The 18,716-nt window shown below is 34.3% G+C and carries 22 protein-coding genes; 18 read left to right on the plus strand and 4 right to left on the minus strand.

Annotation, left to right across the window (positions count from 1 at the left end; genetic code table 11):
• Positions 1-76: 76 nt before the first annotated feature.
• The 6 genes from B5P40_RS01980 to B5P40_RS02005 all read left to right on the plus strand — a co-directional run bounded on the left by B5P40_RS01980 (position 77) and on the right by B5P40_RS02005 (position 4,944).
• A complete protein-coding gene (locus tag B5P40_RS01980) occupies positions 77-529 on the plus strand; it encodes a methylated-DNA--[protein]-cysteine S-methyltransferase (RefSeq protein WP_113708766.1) in 453 nt (150 codons plus the stop codon).
• Between the two features lie 25 nt (positions 530-554).
• Positions 555-1,553, plus strand: coding sequence for a DUF2628 domain-containing protein (locus tag B5P40_RS01985; RefSeq protein ID WP_113708767.1), 999 nt, complete (start codon positions 555-557; stop codon positions 1,551-1,553).
• A 71-nt stretch (positions 1,554-1,624) separates the two neighbouring features.
• On the plus strand, positions 1,625-3,286 hold the full coding sequence (locus tag B5P40_RS01990) for a peptide ABC transporter substrate-binding protein (RefSeq protein ID WP_113708768.1): 1,662 nt from the start codon (positions 1,625-1,627) through the stop codon (positions 3,284-3,286).
• A 58-nt stretch (positions 3,287-3,344) separates the two neighbouring features.
• Positions 3,345-3,761, plus strand: coding sequence for a FosBx1 family fosfomycin resistance bacillithiol transferase (fosB, locus tag B5P40_RS01995; protein ID WP_113708769.1), 417 nt, complete (start codon positions 3,345-3,347; stop codon positions 3,759-3,761).
• Positions 3,762-3,773: 12 nt separating this feature from the next.
• Entirely contained in the window at positions 3,774-4,319 is a 546-nt protein-coding gene (locus B5P40_RS02000; RefSeq protein ID WP_002031473.1) for a short-chain dehydrogenase, read from the plus strand.
• A 13-nt stretch (positions 4,320-4,332) separates the two neighbouring features.
• Positions 4,333-4,944, plus strand: coding sequence for a phosphoserine phosphatase 1 (locus tag B5P40_RS02005; protein WP_113708770.1), 612 nt, complete (start codon positions 4,333-4,335; stop codon positions 4,942-4,944).
• Positions 4,945-4,990: 46 nt separating this feature from the next.
• Here the strand turns inward: B5P40_RS02005 and exsB are convergent, their stop codons facing one another.
• Complete coding sequence (exsB, locus tag B5P40_RS02010) at positions 4,991-5,587, minus strand: exosporium protein ExsB (RefSeq protein ID WP_003188802.1); 597 nt, start codon at positions 5,585-5,587, stop codon at positions 4,991-4,993.
• Between the two features lie 181 nt (positions 5,588-5,768).
• Here exsB and cotH point away from each other — a divergent pair, with 181 nt between their 5' ends.
• From cotH to B5P40_RS02050, 8 genes are all read left to right on the plus strand, one after another.
• Positions 5,769-6,845, plus strand: coding sequence for a spore coat protein CotH (gene cotH / locus B5P40_RS02015; RefSeq protein ID WP_113708771.1), 1,077 nt, complete (start codon positions 5,769-5,771; stop codon positions 6,843-6,845).
• 105 nt (positions 6,846-6,950) lie between these two features.
• On the plus strand, positions 6,951-7,568 hold the full coding sequence (locus B5P40_RS02020; RefSeq protein ID WP_002031477.1) for an NUDIX hydrolase N-terminal domain-containing protein: 618 nt from the start codon (positions 6,951-6,953) through the stop codon (positions 7,566-7,568).
• A gap of 104 nt (positions 7,569-7,672) precedes the next feature.
• Positions 7,673-8,275: an undecaprenyl phosphate transporter UptA gene (gene uptA, locus B5P40_RS02025; protein WP_002031481.1), complete on the plus strand. Its 603-nt coding sequence runs from the start codon at positions 7,673-7,675 to the stop codon at positions 8,273-8,275.
• Between the two features lie 96 nt (positions 8,276-8,371).
• Positions 8,372-9,751 (plus strand): putative polysaccharide biosynthesis protein, encoded by a 1,380-nt coding sequence (locus B5P40_RS02030; RefSeq protein ID WP_002031482.1) that lies wholly within the window; start codon positions 8,372-8,374, stop codon positions 9,749-9,751.
• 186 nt (positions 9,752-9,937) lie between these two features.
• Positions 9,938-10,879 carry a magnesium transporter CorA family protein gene (locus tag B5P40_RS02035; protein WP_000932386.1) on the plus strand — a complete coding sequence of 314 codons (942 nt, stop codon included), beginning with the start codon at positions 9,938-9,940 and terminating at the stop codon, positions 10,877-10,879.
• A gap of 199 nt (positions 10,880-11,078) precedes the next feature.
• Positions 11,079-11,975 carry a permease gene (locus tag B5P40_RS02040; protein WP_000418719.1) on the plus strand — a complete coding sequence of 299 codons (897 nt, stop codon included), beginning with the start codon at positions 11,079-11,081 and terminating at the stop codon, positions 11,973-11,975.
• A 3-nt stretch (positions 11,976-11,978) separates the two neighbouring features.
• Positions 11,979-12,848, plus strand: coding sequence for a TIGR03943 family putative permease subunit (locus B5P40_RS02045; RefSeq protein ID WP_044444221.1), 870 nt, complete (start codon positions 11,979-11,981; stop codon positions 12,846-12,848).
• Between the two features lie 119 nt (positions 12,849-12,967).
• Complete coding sequence (locus tag B5P40_RS02050) at positions 12,968-13,474, plus strand: acyl-CoA thioesterase (RefSeq protein WP_002012448.1); 507 nt, start codon at positions 12,968-12,970, stop codon at positions 13,472-13,474.
• 129 nt (positions 13,475-13,603) lie between these two features.
• Here the strand turns inward: B5P40_RS02050 and B5P40_RS02055 are convergent, their stop codons facing one another.
• Positions 13,604-13,690: a YjcZ family sporulation protein gene (locus tag B5P40_RS02055; RefSeq protein ID WP_000505094.1), complete on the minus strand. Its 87-nt coding sequence runs from the start codon at positions 13,688-13,690 to the stop codon at positions 13,604-13,606.
• 159 nt (positions 13,691-13,849) lie between these two features.
• On the opposite strand from B5P40_RS02055, the gene cls reads away from it, so the two are divergent.
• The 4 genes from cls (at position 13,850) to B5P40_RS02080 (ending at position 16,767) form a co-directional block, all read left to right on the plus strand.
• Positions 13,850-15,034 carry a cardiolipin synthase gene (cls, locus tag B5P40_RS02060; RefSeq protein WP_113708772.1) on the plus strand — a complete coding sequence of 395 codons (1,185 nt, stop codon included), beginning with the start codon at positions 13,850-13,852 and terminating at the stop codon, positions 15,032-15,034.
• Positions 15,035-15,066: 32 nt separating this feature from the next.
• Complete coding sequence (locus B5P40_RS02065; protein ID WP_002012450.1) at positions 15,067-15,531, plus strand: spore coat protein; 465 nt, start codon at positions 15,067-15,069, stop codon at positions 15,529-15,531.
• A 197-nt stretch (positions 15,532-15,728) separates the two neighbouring features.
• A complete protein-coding gene (locus B5P40_RS02070; RefSeq protein WP_002086048.1) occupies positions 15,729-15,908 on the plus strand; it encodes a hypothetical protein in 180 nt (59 codons plus the stop codon).
• A gap of 238 nt (positions 15,909-16,146) precedes the next feature.
• Positions 16,147-16,767, plus strand: coding sequence for an NAD(P)-dependent oxidoreductase (locus B5P40_RS02080; RefSeq protein WP_002086047.1), 621 nt, complete (start codon positions 16,147-16,149; stop codon positions 16,765-16,767).
• Positions 16,768-16,791: 24 nt separating this feature from the next.
• Here the strand turns inward: B5P40_RS02080 and B5P40_RS02085 are convergent, their stop codons facing one another.
• Together B5P40_RS02085 and B5P40_RS02090 are read right to left on the minus strand one after the other, a co-directional pair.
• Positions 16,792-17,274 carry a DUF456 domain-containing protein gene (locus tag B5P40_RS02085; protein WP_000217328.1) on the minus strand — a complete coding sequence of 161 codons (483 nt, stop codon included), beginning with the start codon at positions 17,272-17,274 and terminating at the stop codon, positions 16,792-16,794.
• Position 17,275: 1 nt separating this feature from the next.
• Positions 17,276-18,583, minus strand: a complete 1,308-nt coding sequence (locus tag B5P40_RS02090) for a hemolysin family protein (RefSeq protein WP_002086044.1) — start codon at positions 18,581-18,583, stop codon at positions 17,276-17,278.
• Between the last annotated feature and the right edge of the window lie 133 nt (positions 18,584-18,716).

The raw sequence follows: 18,716 nt of genomic DNA on the forward strand, positions 1-18,716 counted from the left end.
TAATAAAACGCTTATACGAAAAATTTCGTCTATTCGTGTTACAATGGCTAATATGAATTGAATTGGAGGATGACATATGTATCAGGCTTATTATGAAAGTGAATTAGGTTTGCTGGAAATTACAGCGAATACGAAAGGGATTACGTCTGTTATATTTGTTGAAGAAAGAAAAGAAGAACATAAAAATGAACTTGTTGAACAATGTATAAATGAATTAGATGAATACTTTGAAGGAAAAAGAAAAGAGTTTACAGTTCCATTGTCTGCTGAAGGAACACCATTCCAAAAGAATGTATGGGATGCACTTTACACTGTTCCGTATGGCGTAAGTGCTTCATATTTAGATATTGCGGAGAAGGTTGGGAATACGAAAGCTGTACGAGCGATAGGAGGGGCAAATAGCCGGAATCCAATTTCAATTATCGTTCCATGCCATCGTGTAATAGGAAAGAGTGGAAAACTTGTTGGGTATGCGGGTGGTTTATGGAGGAAAGAGTGGTTATTGAAGCATGAAGGCATATTAAAATGAAGTATGGATGGAAAGAGGGATTGTTTTGAAATGTATAAATTGTGGGCGACCTTGTATTAATGATCAGTTGAATTGTGCAAATTGTCAACGGAACTTGCATAATAAACAAGGTGAAGAAAGCTCGCTAATAGACAAAGAATTAGAAGTATATGTAGGGAGACAATATCCATATTACAAAAGAAAATGGGAGCTTGAGAATAAGCGAATTGCTAGGTGGAGCTGGAATGGTTTGGCTGCTATTTTCAATGTAGGTTGGCTTGGATATCGTAAGTATTATTTACCTGCTGCTTTATTTATACTGTTATTAGTAGCATGTGATGCATTTTCTTATTATATGGGGTTCAACGTAGCGTTGCCAATCATTAATATGGTGCCTCTTACGTTTTTATTACTCATTTTCATTCTATTTGGGATGGGGATTTTTGCAAATGGATTATATTATCAATTTGCAGAAAGGCGTATATATCGAATAAAAGCACGGGGAATTAAAGATGAATCGGTTGAAAATTATCTGATCCATGATAGTGGTGGAACGAGTGAAATGGGAGCAACAATCGTTACTATTTTAGCAGTTGCTAGTATTTTTTTCAGTCATTTCTTTTTTCCGACTGATCGGGATATTATTCAAAAAGTTCGTACAAGCTCGCTTTATGAATATCCAGTCTTTTCAATTGGTGAATCGTTCGAAAATTATTTTCAAAATTCAGGATGGATATACTATCGGGGAACGGAAGGATTAGAATTAGTAGAATTTCAGGGGGAGAGTCCTGAGATGCCAAGGAAAAAGGTGATAATTCAATTTATTGTTGATTATAAATTGGGAGAAGTGGAACCATATTCACTTACGATTAACGGTGAATCTAAAAATGAAGAAGAGTTTTTGAAGATAATGGAGGAAATATTTAAAGTTCAAAATCCATTTGATATAGAGGATGGCTTACAAGTAAATGCTATTCAACAAAGCGGAGGGAAAGCAATTTCTGACCGCTTTTTTTCTTTTTATGAAAATAAATATTTAAAATAATCAGAATTTTTTGTATAATAAAATATATTATACAAGTTTTAACTTATACATATAGATTGGGGGAAGGAAGAATGAAGAGAAAGACAACAACAATTGCTGCACTTGTGTTATCGACTAGTGTACTGGTTGCGGGATGTGGGAATGGGGAGAAGGCTTCGACAACGAAGAAAGAATCAAGTAAGGGAATGGCAGATAAACAAGTTTTAAATTTGCTAGAAACAGCTGAAATTCCGTCAATGGATACATCTAAATCAACAGATTCTGTATCTTTCCGTGTATTTGTAAATGCAATGGAAGGATTATATCGTCTAGATAAAGATAATAAACCAACTCCAGGTATGGCCAAAGACGTGAAGATTAGTGAAGATAAAAAGACATATACATTTGAATTACGTGATGCAAAATGGTCAAATGGTGATCCAGTTCGAGCACAAGATTTTGTATATGCATGGCAACGTACATTAGATAAAGCAATAGCAGCAGAATATGCATTTATTTTATTTGATGTGAAAAATGCACAGAAAGTAAATAAAGGAGAAGTACCGTCGGATCAATTAGGTGTTAAAGCGAAGGATGATAAAACGTTGGTAGTAGAATTAGAGCAACCAGCACCTTATTTCCTTGAGCTTACTTCGTTCCCTACATTCTTCCCATTAAATGAAAAGTATGTAAAAGGACAAGGGGATAAATACGGATTAGAAGCAGATAAATTATTGTACAATGGACCATTTACAATGAGTGAATGGAAACATGAACAAAGTTACCAGTTAAAGAAAAACCCAAATTATTGGGATAAAGATGCTGTAAAATTACAAGAAATTAATGTGGGTATAGTAAAAGAGACAAGTACTGGGGTAAATTTATATGATAGTGATCAAGCAGACCGTGTCATTTTAAGTTCTGAGTTTGTAGACAAATATAAAAAGAATAAACCAGATGAATTTAAAACGAAGTTAGATCCACGTATGTATTTCCTACGTTTTAATCAAAAAAATGCAACGTTTAAAAATCAAAAGGTTCGTGAGGCGATTGATTTAGCGTACGATAAAAAAGGAATTGCGGATGTAATTTTGAATGATGGATCATTGCCAGCGTATTTCTTAGTACCTGAAAAGTTTACGACAGGACCAGATGGAAAAGACTTCCGTACTGTAAATAAAAATTTCCGTGACAGTAAAGATAATGCTGCGAAAGCAAAAAAACTGTGGGAAGAAGCGAAGAAAGAACTTGGTCAAGATACAATTACAGTAGAATTACTAAATGATGATAACGGTAGTCGTAAAAAAGTGGGCGACTTTATTAAAGAAGAATTAGAGAAAAACTTACCTGGTATTAAAGTGAATTTGAAGCAACAACCATATAAGCAGAAGTTAGATTTAGAAAAGAAATTTGAATATGAATTCTCATTATCTGCATGGAGTCCAGATTATCCAGACCCAATGACATATATTGATATGTTCGTTACTGGAAGCTCATTTAATGAAATGGATTATTCAAATCCGAAGTACGATGATTTAGTAGCAAAATCAAAAGGAGAACTACTAAAAGATGACGCAGCACGCTGGAAAGCACTTGCAGAAGCTGAAAAAATCTTAATTGGTCAAGATGCTGCAATCTCTCCTACGTACCAACAAAGTACGGCTTATTTAGAGAAGACATATGTAAAAGGTATCGCTAACCATACGTTTGGTGGAGACTTCAGTTATAAATGGGCATATATTACAAAGAAATAGTATAATAAAAGATGAGCGAATTTTCGCTCATCTTTTATTTGTATAGGAGGAATTAGAGTTGTTAAAGGGAATCAATCATCTTTGTTTTTCAGTGTCCAATTTAGAAAACTCTATTACATTTTACGAGAAAGTATTGGAAGGAGAATTATTAGTCAAGGGGAGAAAACTTGCATATTTTAATATATGTGGAGTATGGATAGCGCTTAATGAAGAAACACATATTCCGAGAAAGGAGATTCATCAATCTTATACGCACCTCGCATTTTCTGTTGAACAAAAAGATTTTGAACGCCTGTTACATCGGTTAGAAGAAAATAATGTTCATATTTTACAAGGAAGAGAACGTAATGTGAGAGATTGTAGGTCTGTATATTTTGTTGATCCTGACGGTCACAAGTTCGAGTTTCATTCAGGGACACTGCAAGACCGTCTAAATTATTATAGGGAAGAAAAACCTCATATGACATTTTACTAAGGGGGGAAGAAGTTGCATGCACTTGTAATTGGTGGAACAGGAATGTTAAAGAAAGTTTCTATGTGGCTTTGTGATCAAGGATTTCGTGTGTCTGTTATTGGACGAGATGAAGTGAAATTAGAAAATGTTAAGCAAGCTAGTTCGGCACCAGAAAATATTACATGTCTTCCTTTAGATTATCAAAATGACGATGGTCTAAAGCGATCTATTACAAATACAATTGAACAGAATGGTCCAATTACATTAGTAGTTGCATGGGTACATTCGAGTGCTAAGCATGCATTACGACTCATTTGTAATGAAGTTGAATTGTCATCGGAAAAGTATAGTTTATTTCATATATTAGGTAGTAGTGCATCGCGTACGAAGTCACAAAAAATAGGTGGGACATTATGTAGTTATTATAGAATTATATTAGGGTTTATTTTAGAAGATACATATGCAAGATGGCTTACTCATGAAGAGATTGCTGACGGAGTTATAAAAGGAATTGAAAGTAAATGCACAGAATGGATTGTAGGGAGAGTAGAGCCGTGGGAATCGCGGCCAAAATGGTAAGGGGGCATGTGAAATGAAGACAACGGTATATGTAACAAGGCACGGTGAAACACAATGTAATGTAGCAGGGCGGATGCAAGGACGGAAAAATTCAGCATTAACAGAGAATGGTATGATACAAGCGAAACAATTAGGGGAGCGTATGAAGGATTTACCACTCCATGCCATATATAGTAGTCCAAGCGAAAGAACGCTTCATACTGCTGAATTGATTAAAGGGGAACGCGATCTTCCAATTATAGAAGATGAACGTTTCTATGAAATAAACATGGGGATATGGGAAGGGCAAACAATTGCTGACTTGGAAATGCAATATCCAGAAGAAGTACATTTATTTTGGAATGAACCACATCTTTTTCAGTCAACATCAGGGGAAAACTTTGCGGCCGTTCATAAAAGAGTAATTGAAGGGATACACTTTCTTTTAGAAAAGCATAAAGGAGAAAATATTTTAATAGTTACTCATGCTGCAGCAGCGAAATTACTCGTAGGGCATTTTGCAGGTTTTGAAATTGAACATGTATGGGAAGAGCCATTTATGCATAGCGCGAGTCTTAGTGTGATTGAATTTGATGAAAACCGTGGTAAAGTAAAACAATTTGCAGATATAAGTCATTTTCAGTAAACGTAAAAAAGGTCGCAAAGCGACCTTTTTTGGTGGACATAAAAAACTAGCAATTACGTTTTTTATACCAGAAGTGATCGAATTTCTTATTTTTGCAAGATGGGAATTTATGTCCGCCTTTGCAATCATTCCATTTGTGCCCGTCATCGTGACAGTCTTTACCATGATCACAATCATCATCGCAAGAGCTACCGTGTCCGTGAGGGAAGAATTCGCATTTTTTACAGAAACTTCGTTTTGTCCAGAAAAATTTCTTTTCAAAGCGTATGCATTTTGTAACGAACGTACAATGTTTTCTGCGAGTACGTTTTGTAACTAAAACGCATTCTTTTCTACGAGTAACTTTTGTAACGAACGTCCATTTTTGAACGCGCACACGAGTGCATTTCGTAACAAACGTCCATTTTTTAACATGAGTACATTTTGTAACGAAAGTACAATGTTTTACGCGAGTACATCTTGTTCTTGGACATTTACGCCCTGTTGTACATTTACGCCCTGTTGTACATTTACACCCTGTTGTACATTTATGATGAGAGAATTTATCATCATCGCACTCAAAAGTACTTGGATCTTGGTGTAAGAAATCCTCCATACCAGCACTTTTGATTTCTTCAACAGCTTTTCTAATATCACGTTTCATAGAAATCCTCCTTATCGAGTGTTAAATTGAAAAGGTATTCTTTTTCCTTAACATGATATGAGATTCGACTTCTTTCTGAACAGGACAAGAGTGTAATTTTATATAAATAGATGATAGCGGATGTATGGACAAGACAAGGCGCATACATTGAATGAAGAGAACTGAGAAGGGATGAGAAAATATGCTGCCTTCATATGATTTTTTTGTTCATCCAATGTACTTAGTGGAATTGAAAAAGGACATTTGGTCAGATAGTCCAGTGCCAGCAAAATTAACTTATGGAAAAAAGAAGTATGACATTGATATCGTATACCGAGGGGCTCATATTCGCGAATTTGAGAAAAAATCTTATCATGTTATGTTTTATAAACCGAAAAAATTTCAAGGCGCGAAAGAGTTTCATTTGAATTCTGAGTTTATGGATCCGTCTCTCATACGAAATAAATTATCTTTAGATTTTTTTCATGATATTGGTGTACTTTCGCCAAAATCACAACATGTATTTATAAAAATTAATGGTCAAATTCAAGGTGTGTATTTACAGTTAGAATCAGTTGATGAAAACTTTTTGAAAAATAGAGGGCTACCGAGTGGTTCTATTTATTATGCGATAGATGATGATGCGAATTTTTCGTTAATGAGTGAGCGAGATAAAGATGTTAAGACAGAGCTCTTTGCGGGTTATGAATTTAAATATTCGAATAAAAATAGTGAAGAACAACTGAGTGAATTTGTATTTCAAGCGAATACTTTGTCGAGGGAAGATTATGAAAAAGAAATCGGGAAGTTTCTACATGTAGATAAATATTTACGATGGTTAGCTGGAGTTATTTTTACGCAAAACTTTGATGGCTTCGTTCATAACTATGCACTATATCATAACGATGAGACAAATTTATTTGAAGTGATACCGTGGGATTATGATGCGACTTGGGGGCGAGATGTACAAGGGAGAACACTTAATCATGAATATATTCGTATTCAAGGTTATAATACGTTAAGTGCAAGATTGTTAGATATACCTGTATTTAGAAAACAATACCGAAGTATTTTAGAAGAAATATTAGAAGAACAATTTACCGTTTCGTTTATGATGCCGAAAGTAGAAGGTTTGTGTGAATCGATTCGTCCATATTTACTACAAGATCCATATATGAAAGGAAAATTAGAAACATTTGATCAAGAAGCTGATATGATTGATGAATATATAAATAAAAGAAGGAAGTATATACAAGACCACTTACATGAATTGGATTAATTTTGAAAGAGATTGGAACATTATCAATCTCTTTTTTTGTATAATAAAGATGTATCGATTGAATTGACGTAATATTTACTTAATAAAGAATGGAGATGTGGAAACATGACGGTCAAGTGGATTGATTGGGTAAAACAAATACAATCTATAGCTCAAGCGGGTTTAACGTATTCTAAGGATGTATATGATATAGAGCGTTTCCAACAATTACGGGACATTTCAGTTTCAATGATGTCACATTACACAAAGACAGATTGGGAAGTAGTAGAGAATTTATTTGCAAGTGAGACAGGCTATCAAACACCTAAAGTTGATATACGGGCAGTTATTTTTCAAAATGAAAAACTATTATTTGTGAAAGAAAAAAGTGATAGGAAATGGGCATTGCCAGGTGGATGGGCTGATGTTGGTTATACGCCAACAGAAGTAGCAGCAAAAGAAGTTTTAGAGGAGACGGGCTATGAAGTAGATGATTTTAAGCTACTCGCTATATTTGATAAAGAAAAACATCAACCATCGCCTTCAGCAACACATGTATATAAAATTTTTATTGGCTGTAAGATTATTGGTGGCGAAAAGAAAACTAGTATTGAAACAGAAGATGTGGAGTTTTTTGATGAGAATGAATTGCCTAATTTATCGATTGCTAGAAATACAGAAGAGCAAATTAAAGAAATGTTTGCCTACATGAAAGAACCTCAAAAAGAAATATTAATAGATTAATAATGCTTATGCCGATGATATTGTTGAAATGAAGATATTGGCAGAATGCAACCTTTATGTAATAATGGGATGGTATGTGAAGAAAAAAGGAGATAGAAAAGAAAATGTTAGCAAACATAATAGATCAGTTATTGCAATTCTTTGCAAGTCTAGGTTACTTTGGAGTAGCACTAGCTTTAATGATTGAAATTATCCCGAGTGAAATTGTACTTTCGTATGCTGGCTTTTTAGTCGCAGATGGTAAAATTAGCTTTGTCGGTGCAGTTATTGCTGGAACAATCGGTGGTACTTTAGCGCAAATCTTTTTATATTGGCTTGGATACTATGGAGGACGTCCAGTTGTAGAGAAATATGGAAAATATCTACTTATTAATAAACACCATTTAGACATAGCAGAAAATTGGTTTAAGCGTTACGGAGCTGGAGTAATATTTTCGGCACGTTTTATCCCAATTGTACGTCATGCAATCTCTATTCCGGCAGGACTAGCTAAGATGCCATTAAAACTTTTCACACTGTATACAGTTGTAGCGATTATTCCATGGTCAATACTATTTATATACTTAGGTGAAAAGCTTGGTGGAAATTGGCGACATATTAAAGAGTATGCATCTGATTACACACATTACATAATTATAGGGGCTGTTCTCTTTGTTGCTCTATACTTCGGTTTAAAGTATTTAAAAAAGAAAAAAGCAGCGCGTTAAAGTCAATGATTTTTCATTGGCTTTTTTTATTGTTTCAGTTCTAAAAAAAAGGAGTTGTCCATAATGTGTAATAATAAAGCGTAGCGGGGGAATGTGATGAAAGGATCACCGTTTTTACGTGGAACGATATTTTTAACGATGGCAACGATGATATCTAAAATGTTAGGGTTTATATATGTTATACCATTTACAGCAATGGTGGGTACGAGTGGGTACGTATTATATACGTATGCATACCGTCCTTATACAATTATGCTTAGTATTGCAACGATGGGATTGCCACTTGCCGTTTCAAAAATGGTTTCAAAATATGATCAACTCAATGATTATCACACTGTTAAGAGAGTGCTAAAGAGTGGTATCGTTTTTATGGTCATTATGGGCGTTATTTCTTGTTTAGCATTATATATGTTAGCACCACATTTAGCTAAACTTGTGATTGATGGAAATGATCAGTCGGGTAATAGTGTGGTAGCTGTCACACACAATATTCAAATTGTAAGTTTTGCGTTAATACTCGTTCCTGTAATGAGCTTGTTACGTGGTTTCTTTCAAGGTTTTCAATCTATGGGACCTTCTGCACTCAGTGTAGTTGTAGAGCAATTTTTTCGGGTCTTAACTATTTTGATAGGAAGCTTTGTCGTTTTATATGTTATAAAAGCTTCTGTTTCGTTGGCAGTTGGTATTTCAACGTTTGGAGCATTTATGGGAGCACTAGGTGGATTAAGTGTTTTAAGTGCGTATTATATAAGAAGGAGAAAACATTTAAAGAAAAAAGAGATTGCCAGTATACCACAAACGACGAAAACTTTTTTTTCGTTGTATAGAGAACTGTTTACATATTCTATTCCTTTCGTTGTAGTTGGATTAGCGATTCCGTTATATCAGACGATTGATACATTTACAATTAATAAGCTACTTATACAAGTAGGATATATGCAAGGAGAAGCAGAAAAGATTAATGCGATTATTGGCCTTGTTCAGATGGTTGTACTTATCCCGGTTTCTGTTGCAACAGCTTTTAGTATGTCCCTTGTACCTGAGATGACGAAAGCTTATACAGCGGGAAATGAGAAGCTACTGTATAAACACTTTACAAGGACAAATTTATTAGTGGTAGGAATTACCGTACCGGCGGCGATTGGAATGATGATTTTAGCAAAACCAGTGTATACTCTTTTATTTGGTGCTGGAAATGATCCGGAGATGGGCAGTATTATTTTGCAGTACTATGCTCCTGCTTGTATACTATTCTCACTATTTACAGTAACCGCTGCCATGTTACAAGGAATTAATCAACAACAGAAAACAGTGCTAGGATTAGTAATCGGAATAACTGTGAAGATAGTTTTAAATATTGTATTGCTACCGTATTTTGATTATGTAAGTTTTATCATTTCAACATACGCTGGCTATACGATTTCAGTCGGCTTTAACTTGTGGATGCTTTCTAAATATGTTATAAAGGCAACATAAGCTTTTTTAAAGGCAGAGAACACTCTGTCTTTTTCTATGTTTACAAGATTTTTCTTAAAAAAACGTTTTCAAAATAATTTTTCTATTGAAATTTAATCGTTTGTTTCATATGCTGAAAATAGCGGTTCAAAAACTGTTGTTTAAGTGAGGTAGATTCCCACATGTAAAAAGAATCGGGGTGATAGTATGTTAAATATTTATTTAACAGACCGAAACGGAAAACTACAAGAGATTGAGGAAATGCAAAAGGGCTGCTGGATTAATGTACTTCATCCAACAGAAGAAGAAATTCAGTATCTAGTACAAACTTTAAATGTAGACTTAGATTTCATTAAAGACCCTTTGGATGATGAAGAACGCTCTCGTATTGAAAAGGAAGACAATAATACTTTAATTATCGTGGATATTCCGACAGTCAGACATGATGAAGAAGGAAATTCAATTTATGACACGATTCCAATAGGTATGATTGTAATGCCAGATTGTTTTGTTACTATTTGCTTAGAAGAAAATCCAATTTTTGAACGCTTTATTAATCAACGTATTAAAGAATTTTATACGTTTAAAAAGACGCGCTTCGCACTTCAGCTCTTATATACAATTTCTACTTATTATTTAAGATACTTAAAGCAAATTAATCGAAAAACAATCGATTTAGAGCACCAATTAAATAAGTCGATGAAAAATAAAGAAATTTTCACATTGCTCGGCCTTGAAAAAAGTTTAGTTTATTTTACAACATCATTAAAGGCAAATAAAATTGTAATTCAAAAATTAATGCGAAACAGTACATTTTTGAAAATGTATGAAGACGATCAAGATTTACTAGAAGATGTATTAATTGAAAATAAGCAGGCTATTGAAATGGCGGAAATATATAGTCACATTTTAAGTGGAATGATGAATACATTTAGTTCGGTTATTTCTAACAATTTAAATAGTGTTATGAAACTGTTGACTTCTATTACAATCATTTTATCATTACCAACGATGGTTTCTAGTTTCTTTGGAATGAATGTAAAGGTTCCGTTTGAAGGGGAAGCACATGGTTTTGTAATTGTACTTATAATATGTGTAACATTATCTTTCACTTTAGCATTTGTTTTTTGGAAGAAACGTTACTTTTAATGATAGGAAAGCTGCGCTAGCATAGTTATAAAACTGTGCTAGCGCAGCTTTTTTTGCTATGAAATCTCAATTTTGGAACAGAATATAACTTGTGAAATGTAATGTGTATGAAGGTTATGAATTCCATATAACTCTTGTTCAAATAATGAAATGGGGTTAAAATTACATATTGTTAATGAAAAGTTGGAGGAAATACATCATGGAATTGTTTCAATTACCGAAAGCATTCCTGCAAATGAATACAATCTTTATCTCAATATTAATCGAAGCACTTCCTTTTGTGCTAATTGGTGTATTTATTTCAGGATTCATTCAAATGTTTGTGACAGAAGATATGGTGGCAAAATGGATGCCTAAAAACCGATTTCTGTCTGTTTTATTAGCTACTTTTTTAGGTATGATGTTTCCTGGATGTGAATGTGGAATTGTTCCGATTGTAAGACGATTAATCGGAAAAGGGGTTCCACCCTATGCAGGAATTGCATTTATGTTAACTGGACCGATTATTAATCCAGTTGTATTATTTGCAACATATGTTGCTTTTGGAAGTAGTATGCACATGGTATGGTATCGTTCTATTGTAGCGATTATCGTAGCAATTATCGTTGGAATTATATTATCATTTATGTTTAAAGAACATCAATTAAGAGATGATCACTTCCCAGAAGTGAACCATAAGCGTCCGTTACGTACAAAAATGTGGGATGTATGTACACATGCTGTTGAGGAATTTTTCTCAATGGGGAAATATTTAGTGTTAGGAGCGTTAATTGCTGCTGCAGTTCAAACGTTTGTACAAACTTCAACATTGCTTGCTATTGGACAAGGTCCGTTTTCTTCATCAGCTGTAATGATGGGACTTGCTTTCATTTTATCACTTTGTTCAGAGGCGGATGCATTTATTGCTTCTTCGTTCCAAAGTACATTTTCAACAGCGTCACTTGTCGCGTTTCTCGTATATGGACCGATGGTGGATATTAAAAATATGTTTATGATGCTTGCGACATTTAAAACAAAATTTGTAATTGTTGTGACGGTTACAGTTACACTTGTTGTTTATGCAAGCTCACTACTCATTTATGCGATGGGGTGGTAGGTTATGTTTCGAGCATATATATTATTAGGCTTTACAATTTTAATTGGACAGCTTCATATTTCCGGTAACATTACGAAGTATATAAATATGAAGTACGCCTATTTATCAAAAACTGCTGCTATTATTTTAGGTTTCTTAACGATTGTACAAATTATTATCGTTTTCCAAAAAGAGCACCAAAAGGAAAAAGAGAAACATGATTGTAGTTGTGATCATAGTCATTGTGGGCATGATCATTCGAAAGATGAGAATACATGGTGGAAAAAAGTGTTTTCTTACACGTTATTCTGTTTTCCAATCATTACAGGATTGTTTTTCCCAATTGCAACATTAGATTCCGATATTGTTAAGGCGAAGGGATTCCATTTTCCAGTAGCGCAAGCAGAAAGTAAAGATCCATTTATGACAAGGCAATTTCTAAGACCTGACACGAGCATTTATTACGGGAAAGAAGGATACCGTGGTGTAATGGAAAAAGGGAAGAAAGAGTTTGTAACGAAAGACAATATCACTTTAAAAGATGAAGATTTCTTAAAGGGTATGGAGACAATTTATAATTATCCTGGTGAATTTACTGGTAAAACTCTGTCTTATAAAGGATTTGTTTTCCGAGATGATTCTTCTAAAAAGGAACAATATTTCTTATTCCGTTTCGGTATTATACATTGTGTAGCGGATTCGGGTGTATATGGTATGTTAGTAAAAAAACCGGAAGGTGTAGAGTGGAAAAATGATGATTGGATTCAGGTAGAGGGAGAAATTTCAACTGAATTTTATCAGCCGTTTCATGCGAATATTCCAGTGTTAGAAGTAACGAAATGGAATAAAGTTGAACAGCCGAAAGAACAATATGTATTTAGAGGAGCCGATTGATAAAATCGGTTCTTTTTTATGGACTAAAAGTTCTAAAAATTGTTAATATTAAACGTGTAGTTCATGAGGTGTAGTGTATATTGGGATATTAGGGATAAATAATTAAAGGGGTGATAACAATGACTGAAGTAAAGGGTAAAACAGCTAATGAATCAAGGGTGTTTAAAACGAGTCGAGTATTTCCAACGGATTTAAATGATCATAACACGCTATTTGGTGGAAAGATATTGGCGGAGATGGATATGGTTGCTTCAATTTCAGCAACGAGACACTCGAGAATGGAATGTGTCACAGCGTCTATGGATTGGGTAGATTTCTTACATCCAGTACGTTCTTCAGATTGTGTTAGTTATGAATCTTTCGTAATTTGGACGGGAAGAACTTCTATGGAGATATTTGTGAAAGTAGTAGCAGAAGATTTAATTTCAGGTAAAAAACGTGTAGCAGCAACTTCATTCGTTACTTTTGTTGCGCTTAGTAAGGAGAATAATCCAGTTCCTGTACCGCGTGTTATCCCTGAGACAGAAGAGGAGAAAGAATTGCATCGAATTGCTGTGTTACGTGCAGAACAGCGCCATATTCGTAAGGCAGAGAGTAAGAAGGTAGCTACACTGCTAACTTTTTGATGTAAAATACTTTCCTAGTGGTACTATTTTGTAATAGGTTAGGAGATTTTTGAAATGAAAAGCGGACACCTAAAAATAGGTGTCCGCTTTTATAGTTTTTTCATCCCCATATCGTACTACAATAACTGCTTAGCAGAAGCAAGCAGCACCGACGATAATTAAGAGGATAAATAATACGACTAGTAGCGCAAATCCATTACCATGTGCGAAGCCCATTGTTATTTCCTCCTTTTATTTTAAGATACAACATACAATATGCAGATGAGCTCCTGTTTGATATGGACGTATATCATGCAATGACATATTTTTTGTATGATAATGTTTTAAAAAAGGAAAGATATAGGAATAACAGTAGTTAGAGAAAGGAACGTATCCATGAAGCGCTTTTTAATTGTAATAATTTGTTTTATAGGTGTATTCATATGGATGAACGTTGATGTGGAAATGGGGAAGAAAATGGCTAGTGGATATGAATTAGAAAAAATCCGATCAGGGGATTTTCAAGTATATACGAACGGTGATGAGTTATATAAAAGTTTATTTGAGGATATAAATCGTGCAGAAAAGAATGTGTATGTTCATTTTTATATTGTAGGAAAAGATGAAGTAAGCCAAAAGTTTTTACAGTTATTAGAGAAAAAAGCATCTAGCGGAGTAGATGTGAAATTGTCAGTAGACCGCATTGGCGGATATAAGGTTAAGAAAAAGATAATTAATCAATTAAAAGAAAAAGGCGTGAAGTTTACATTTAGTAAAAAACCTAAATTAAAAAACTTATTTTATTCTTTGCATCAACGTAATCATAGACGCATTGTTACTATAGATGGGAAAGTTTCTTACATTGGTGGCTTCAATATCGGAAAGGAATATCTTGGACAGGATCCTAAATTTGGTCCGTGGCGTGATTATCATGTACGCATCGAAGGGAATGGAGCTACTGATATGGAACGGAAGTTTGCGGAAGACTGGCAAGAAGATACGGGAGAAAAGTTTCCTATACACCAAGAGTTACCTGTACAAGGAAATGTAAAATATCAATACGTATTTTCGAATGGAAAAGGTTTATGGAAGGAGTATGGAGCGTTTTTAAAGAAGGCAAAACATTCTTTAATTATCGCTACACCATATTTTGTACCGAGTAAAGAAATGGTGAAGGGGCTGAAAGATGCATTAAATCGTGGTGTCCATGTAAAAATCCTCGTCCCATTTAAAAGTGATGCAGTATTGCTAAAACAGGCTGCCTATCCTTATTTGAAAGACATGTTAGATGCTGGAGCGGAGATTTATCAATATCGAAATGGATTTTTTCATGGGAAAGTAACAATCATCGATGAGGAAATGGTTGATATTGGTACAGCAAATTTTGATAATAGAAGTTTTTACTTAAATAACGAATCTAACTGTTTCATATATGATAAGACAGTCGTTGCTGACGTATGGAATCGATTAAAAGAAGACTTTCATAAATCAAAACGATTTTCTGAAGAAGATTTTGAGAAAATTAGTAGATGGGATTGGTTTCTAGCAAGAATATCAAATGTTATCGCATCATATTTATAGTATAGAGATGAAATAGGAAGGGAGGCGCTTTAATGGATTGTATGAAAGAATTGATGACATATAGTTACACACTTATATATAAAGTTGGAGAATACACGAGCAAGGTTCGAGATGAAGAATTAAAGGATATATTACAGCATCATTTGCCGTATATGTTACAAGCATATAATGAACAAGTGAATTTTCAAGAAGGAGAAAATATACAACATATAACTTGTAAACAAATGTGGCCGGAATTTACTGAAATGGATAGGGAAACAGATAATGAGTATACAGGGGATATTGGGATTGCTATTTGTTATATTTCACATTTGAAACGATTAGCATTAAAGTTTGCTCAAGTTGCAGTGGAAGTTGCGAACCCAGAGTTTCGTTCTTTCTTGGAAAATTGTTTTGTGAAAATGAATCGTTATGCTTATAGTGTTTGGCAATATGTTGTGAAGAAGGAATATAAAATTAAACATTTATATGAAAATGAAAGTGAGAAGTTTGCGTGAAAAACTAAGACGGAATGAAAGGCGTCTTAGTTTTTTTATGTCTAATGAAAGGCTCAATTAGAAGAATTGAGAAAAACCAGTTGTGTTATCGGAATATTTACAAAAGTTTACAATATCTTTACTGTTTTTAAATCTTCCCTTTAAAAAAAAAGAGTAATATGGGATTGTACATATTCTATCAAAGGGAGGAAACGCAAATGAACAAATGGGTTAAGTCATTAACTGCTATGGCACTTGCAAGTTCTTTATTAATGGTAGGTTGTAGTAAAGATGAGGATAAAAAGAAAGAGGATGACACAACTTCGCAGCAAGATGAAAAGAAAGATAAAGAAACAAGTGGAACAGAAAAATCTTCTGATTCGAAAGAAAAGAAATAAAGTGAAACTTTAATCAGTGGGGATTTTGTCCATCCCCACTGATTATTAGCCCACACCAATCGGGCATTTACGGGCAGTTATCTCCCACCTAATTTCCTCGCATTCGCCGAATTTACTGCCCGTTAATGCGGGACAAATGGATAACAGAGCTTCCTCACATATACGAGGGAGCTTTTTTGTTGTATATTTGTAAGTTTTGCGGAAAAATAGAGAGAAAGAATGGAAGAGGGGATAATATATGAAAGTATGCATATTAGGAGCGACAGGTAGAGTAGGATCACACATTATGAAATTGGCATTACAAGATTCATATGAAGTAACGGTATTAGTTCGTGATTTGAGTAGAGTGGAAACAGAGCATGAAAGGTTGCAAGTTATTAAGGGAAATGTATTAAGCGGAGATGATATAAAGGAAGCGATTAAAGGATGTGATATTGTAATTAGTGCTCTTGGAACTGATCGGAATGGGACGTTAGAGAAGAGTGTACCGATTATTATAAAGCAAATGGAAGAAGAGGGCATAAAGAAAATTGTTACAATAGGAACTGCTGGTATTTTACAAGCGCGAACAAACCCAAGTATATATCGTTTCCAATCAAAAGAATCGAAAAGAAAAATGACAACAGCTGCGGAAGATCATTTAGCTGCTTATGAAGCGCTGAATAATAGTAAACTATGTTGGACTGTTGTTTGTCCGACGCATTTAATAGATGGTGATGTAACCGGTGTATATCGAACTGAACAAGATATGTTGCCAACAGATGGATCGAAAATCACAGTTGGTGATACAGCTCAGTTTACATGGAGTTTACGTAATAAAAGCTTATACGAGAAAAGCCGAGTAGGTATTTCATATTAAAAAACCATCCCAAAATAGGGATGGCTAAAAAATGATATAGCATACAAAGATGATAATCATAATGATTTGGAGAATGGCTTTGGCTACTGTACTACTTAAAAAACCGACAACAGTTGCAATTCCGACTAAAAGGGCGTCTTTTGGCGCCTTTTTATGCATTAGTTCCGTAATAAATACAGATAAGAACGGTATGATAATAAGCCCGAATGGTGGGAAGAAGAACGATCCGACAATGATAGAAACCATACCAACACGTTCGCCCGATTTTGTACTTCCGTATTTTTTTAGGAAGTATCCATTTGCAATAAAGTCAGCAACGAAAATGAAGAGTGTAAAAATGACTTGAATAATCCAAAAAGATGTCGTTAACTCTCCGCCGTTTATTCCAAAATGATAAATGAAATAGCCAGCCCATACGGCAAGGATGCCAGGGATAATGGGGTATATAAAGGCAAGAAATGAAACAATGAAACAAGCAATGATACAAATTGTTAGTAAAACAGTCACTTTATAGCTCCTTTGTAGTATCTAATTTATGTACAGCAATCTTTTTAATTTGATGCCCATCAAGTTCTAATGCTTTAAATTGAAAACCATCATATTCAACTGAATAGCCAGCCTCAATATTTAAATCAATTGATTGAGAGAGAAGCCAACCACCAATTGTATCTAAATCACTTTCATCGATATGTAGGCCAAACATATCATTTACTTCAGAAATGAGTACTTTCCCATCTAAAACAGTAAGCCTAGGAGTACGCTTTTCAATCATTGGTGATTCGTCTGCGTCAAATTCATCTTGAATTTCTCCGATAATTTCTTCAAGAATATCCTCCATCGTTAAAAGGCCAGCAGTTCCGCCGTATTCATCCATAACAATCGCCATTTGTACGCGGTTCTTTTGGAGGTGTATTAACGTTTTACGAATGGGAACTGTTTCAAATACAGTTAAAACAGGATGTATGTAGGCATCAAGTGGTTTGTAAATGCCTTTTGTTTGATTATGAAAAATCTCTTTCGTATTTATCATTCCGATAATATCATCTTTATCCTTTTCAATAATAGGATAACGTGTATACTTTTCAGTTGCAACGATTTTCATATTTTCTTCTAACGTATTTTCAGTAGATAAACAAACCATTTCAGTTCTAGGTACCATAATTTCTTTAGCAACACGATCATCAAATTCAAAAATATTATTTACATATTTATATTCGGTTTGATTAATTTCGCCGCTTTTATAGCTTTCACCTAAAATGAGTCGTAGTTCTTCTTCGGAATGGGCAAGTTCATTTTCTTTCGCAGGCTCTAAACCGAGTAATTTTGTGAAAAATATAGCTGCACTATTGAGAAGCCAAATGAACGGATACATAATTTTATCAAATAAAATAAGTGGTTTTGCAAATTTTAATGTGATTGCTTCAGCTTTTTGGATTGCGAAAGACTTAGGAACTAACTCGCCTAATACAACATGGAAAAAAGTAATCACACTAAAAGCAATAATAAAGGATAACGTGTTAGCCATTGTTCCAGTAATATTGATTTTTTCAAATAGTGGTCGCAGTAAATGTTCCACAGTTGGTTCACCAAGCCAACCAAGTCCTAAAGAGGTGATAGTAATGCCAAGCTGACAAGCGGATAAATAAACGTCTAAGTTAGATAAAACGCTTCTTGCAGCTAATGCTTGTTTATTACCTTCATTAGCAAGCTGGTCAATTCGACTTTTTCGTACTTTTACGACAGCGAATTCTGAAGCAACGAAAAAACCAGAAATAAGGATAAGTATAAAGATGAGAAAAATATTTAATATGTCCAAGTGTGTTCTTTATTCCTAATTTGGAATAAAGATGTCACCTCCTGTAATTATGTTATACTTTTATAATAAATCCAAATGAAAAGATTAGTCAAAGAAAATGGGTAAATAATGGTAGGTTTCTATAGTAGTTTTT

The organism is Bacillus sp. SRB_8 (assembly GCF_003264205.1).
In the GTDB taxonomy this organism is placed as follows: Bacteria; Bacillota; Bacilli; order Bacillales; family Bacillaceae_G; genus Bacillus_A; species Bacillus_A mycoides.

What these genes read in the sequence shown, in the direction of transcription:
- uptA (WP_002031481.1), top strand. Translation starts at nt 7,673, where the DNA reads ATGTTAGCAAACATAATAGATCAGTTATTGCAATTCTTTGCAAGTCTA.
- B5P40_RS02020 (WP_002031477.1), top strand. Translation starts at nt 6,951, where the DNA reads ATGACGGTCAAGTGGATTGATTGGGTAAAACAAATACAATCTATAGCT.
- B5P40_RS01990 (WP_113708768.1), top strand. Translation starts at nt 1,625, where the DNA reads ATGAAGAGAAAGACAACAACAATTGCTGCACTTGTGTTATCGACTAGT.
- B5P40_RS02050 (WP_002012448.1), top strand. Translation starts at nt 12,968, where the DNA reads ATGACTGAAGTAAAGGGTAAAACAGCTAATGAATCAAGGGTGTTTAAA.
- B5P40_RS02040 (WP_000418719.1), top strand. Translation starts at nt 11,079, where the DNA reads ATGGAATTGTTTCAATTACCGAAAGCATTCCTGCAAATGAATACAATC.
- B5P40_RS02070 (WP_002086048.1), top strand. Translation starts at nt 15,729, where the DNA reads ATGAACAAATGGGTTAAGTCATTAACTGCTATGGCACTTGCAAGTTCT.
- B5P40_RS02035 (WP_000932386.1), top strand. Translation starts at nt 9,938, where the DNA reads ATGTTAAATATTTATTTAACAGACCGAAACGGAAAACTACAAGAGATT.
- cls (WP_113708772.1), top strand. Translation starts at nt 13,850, where the DNA reads ATGAAGCGCTTTTTAATTGTAATAATTTGTTTTATAGGTGTATTCATA.
- B5P40_RS01980 (WP_113708766.1), top strand. Translation starts at nt 77, where the DNA reads ATGTATCAGGCTTATTATGAAAGTGAATTAGGTTTGCTGGAAATTACA.
- cotH (WP_113708771.1), top strand. Translation starts at nt 5,769, where the DNA reads ATGCTGCCTTCATATGATTTTTTTGTTCATCCAATGTACTTAGTGGAA.
- B5P40_RS02030 (WP_002031482.1), top strand. Translation starts at nt 8,372, where the DNA reads ATGAAAGGATCACCGTTTTTACGTGGAACGATATTTTTAACGATGGCA.
- B5P40_RS02005 (WP_113708770.1), top strand. Translation starts at nt 4,333, where the DNA reads ATGAAGACAACGGTATATGTAACAAGGCACGGTGAAACACAATGTAAT.
- B5P40_RS02065 (WP_002012450.1), top strand. Translation starts at nt 15,067, where the DNA reads ATGGATTGTATGAAAGAATTGATGACATATAGTTACACACTTATATAT.
- exsB (WP_003188802.1), bottom strand. Translation starts at nt 5,587, where the DNA reads ATGAAACGTGATATTAGAAAAGCTGTTGAAGAAATCAAAAGTGCTGGT.
- B5P40_RS02045 (WP_044444221.1), top strand. Translation starts at nt 11,979, where the DNA reads ATGTTTCGAGCATATATATTATTAGGCTTTACAATTTTAATTGGACAG.
- B5P40_RS02080 (WP_002086047.1), top strand. Translation starts at nt 16,147, where the DNA reads ATGAAAGTATGCATATTAGGAGCGACAGGTAGAGTAGGATCACACATT.
- B5P40_RS02055 (WP_000505094.1), bottom strand. Translation starts at nt 13,690, where the DNA reads ATGGGCTTCGCACATGGTAATGGATTTGCGCTACTAGTCGTATTATTT.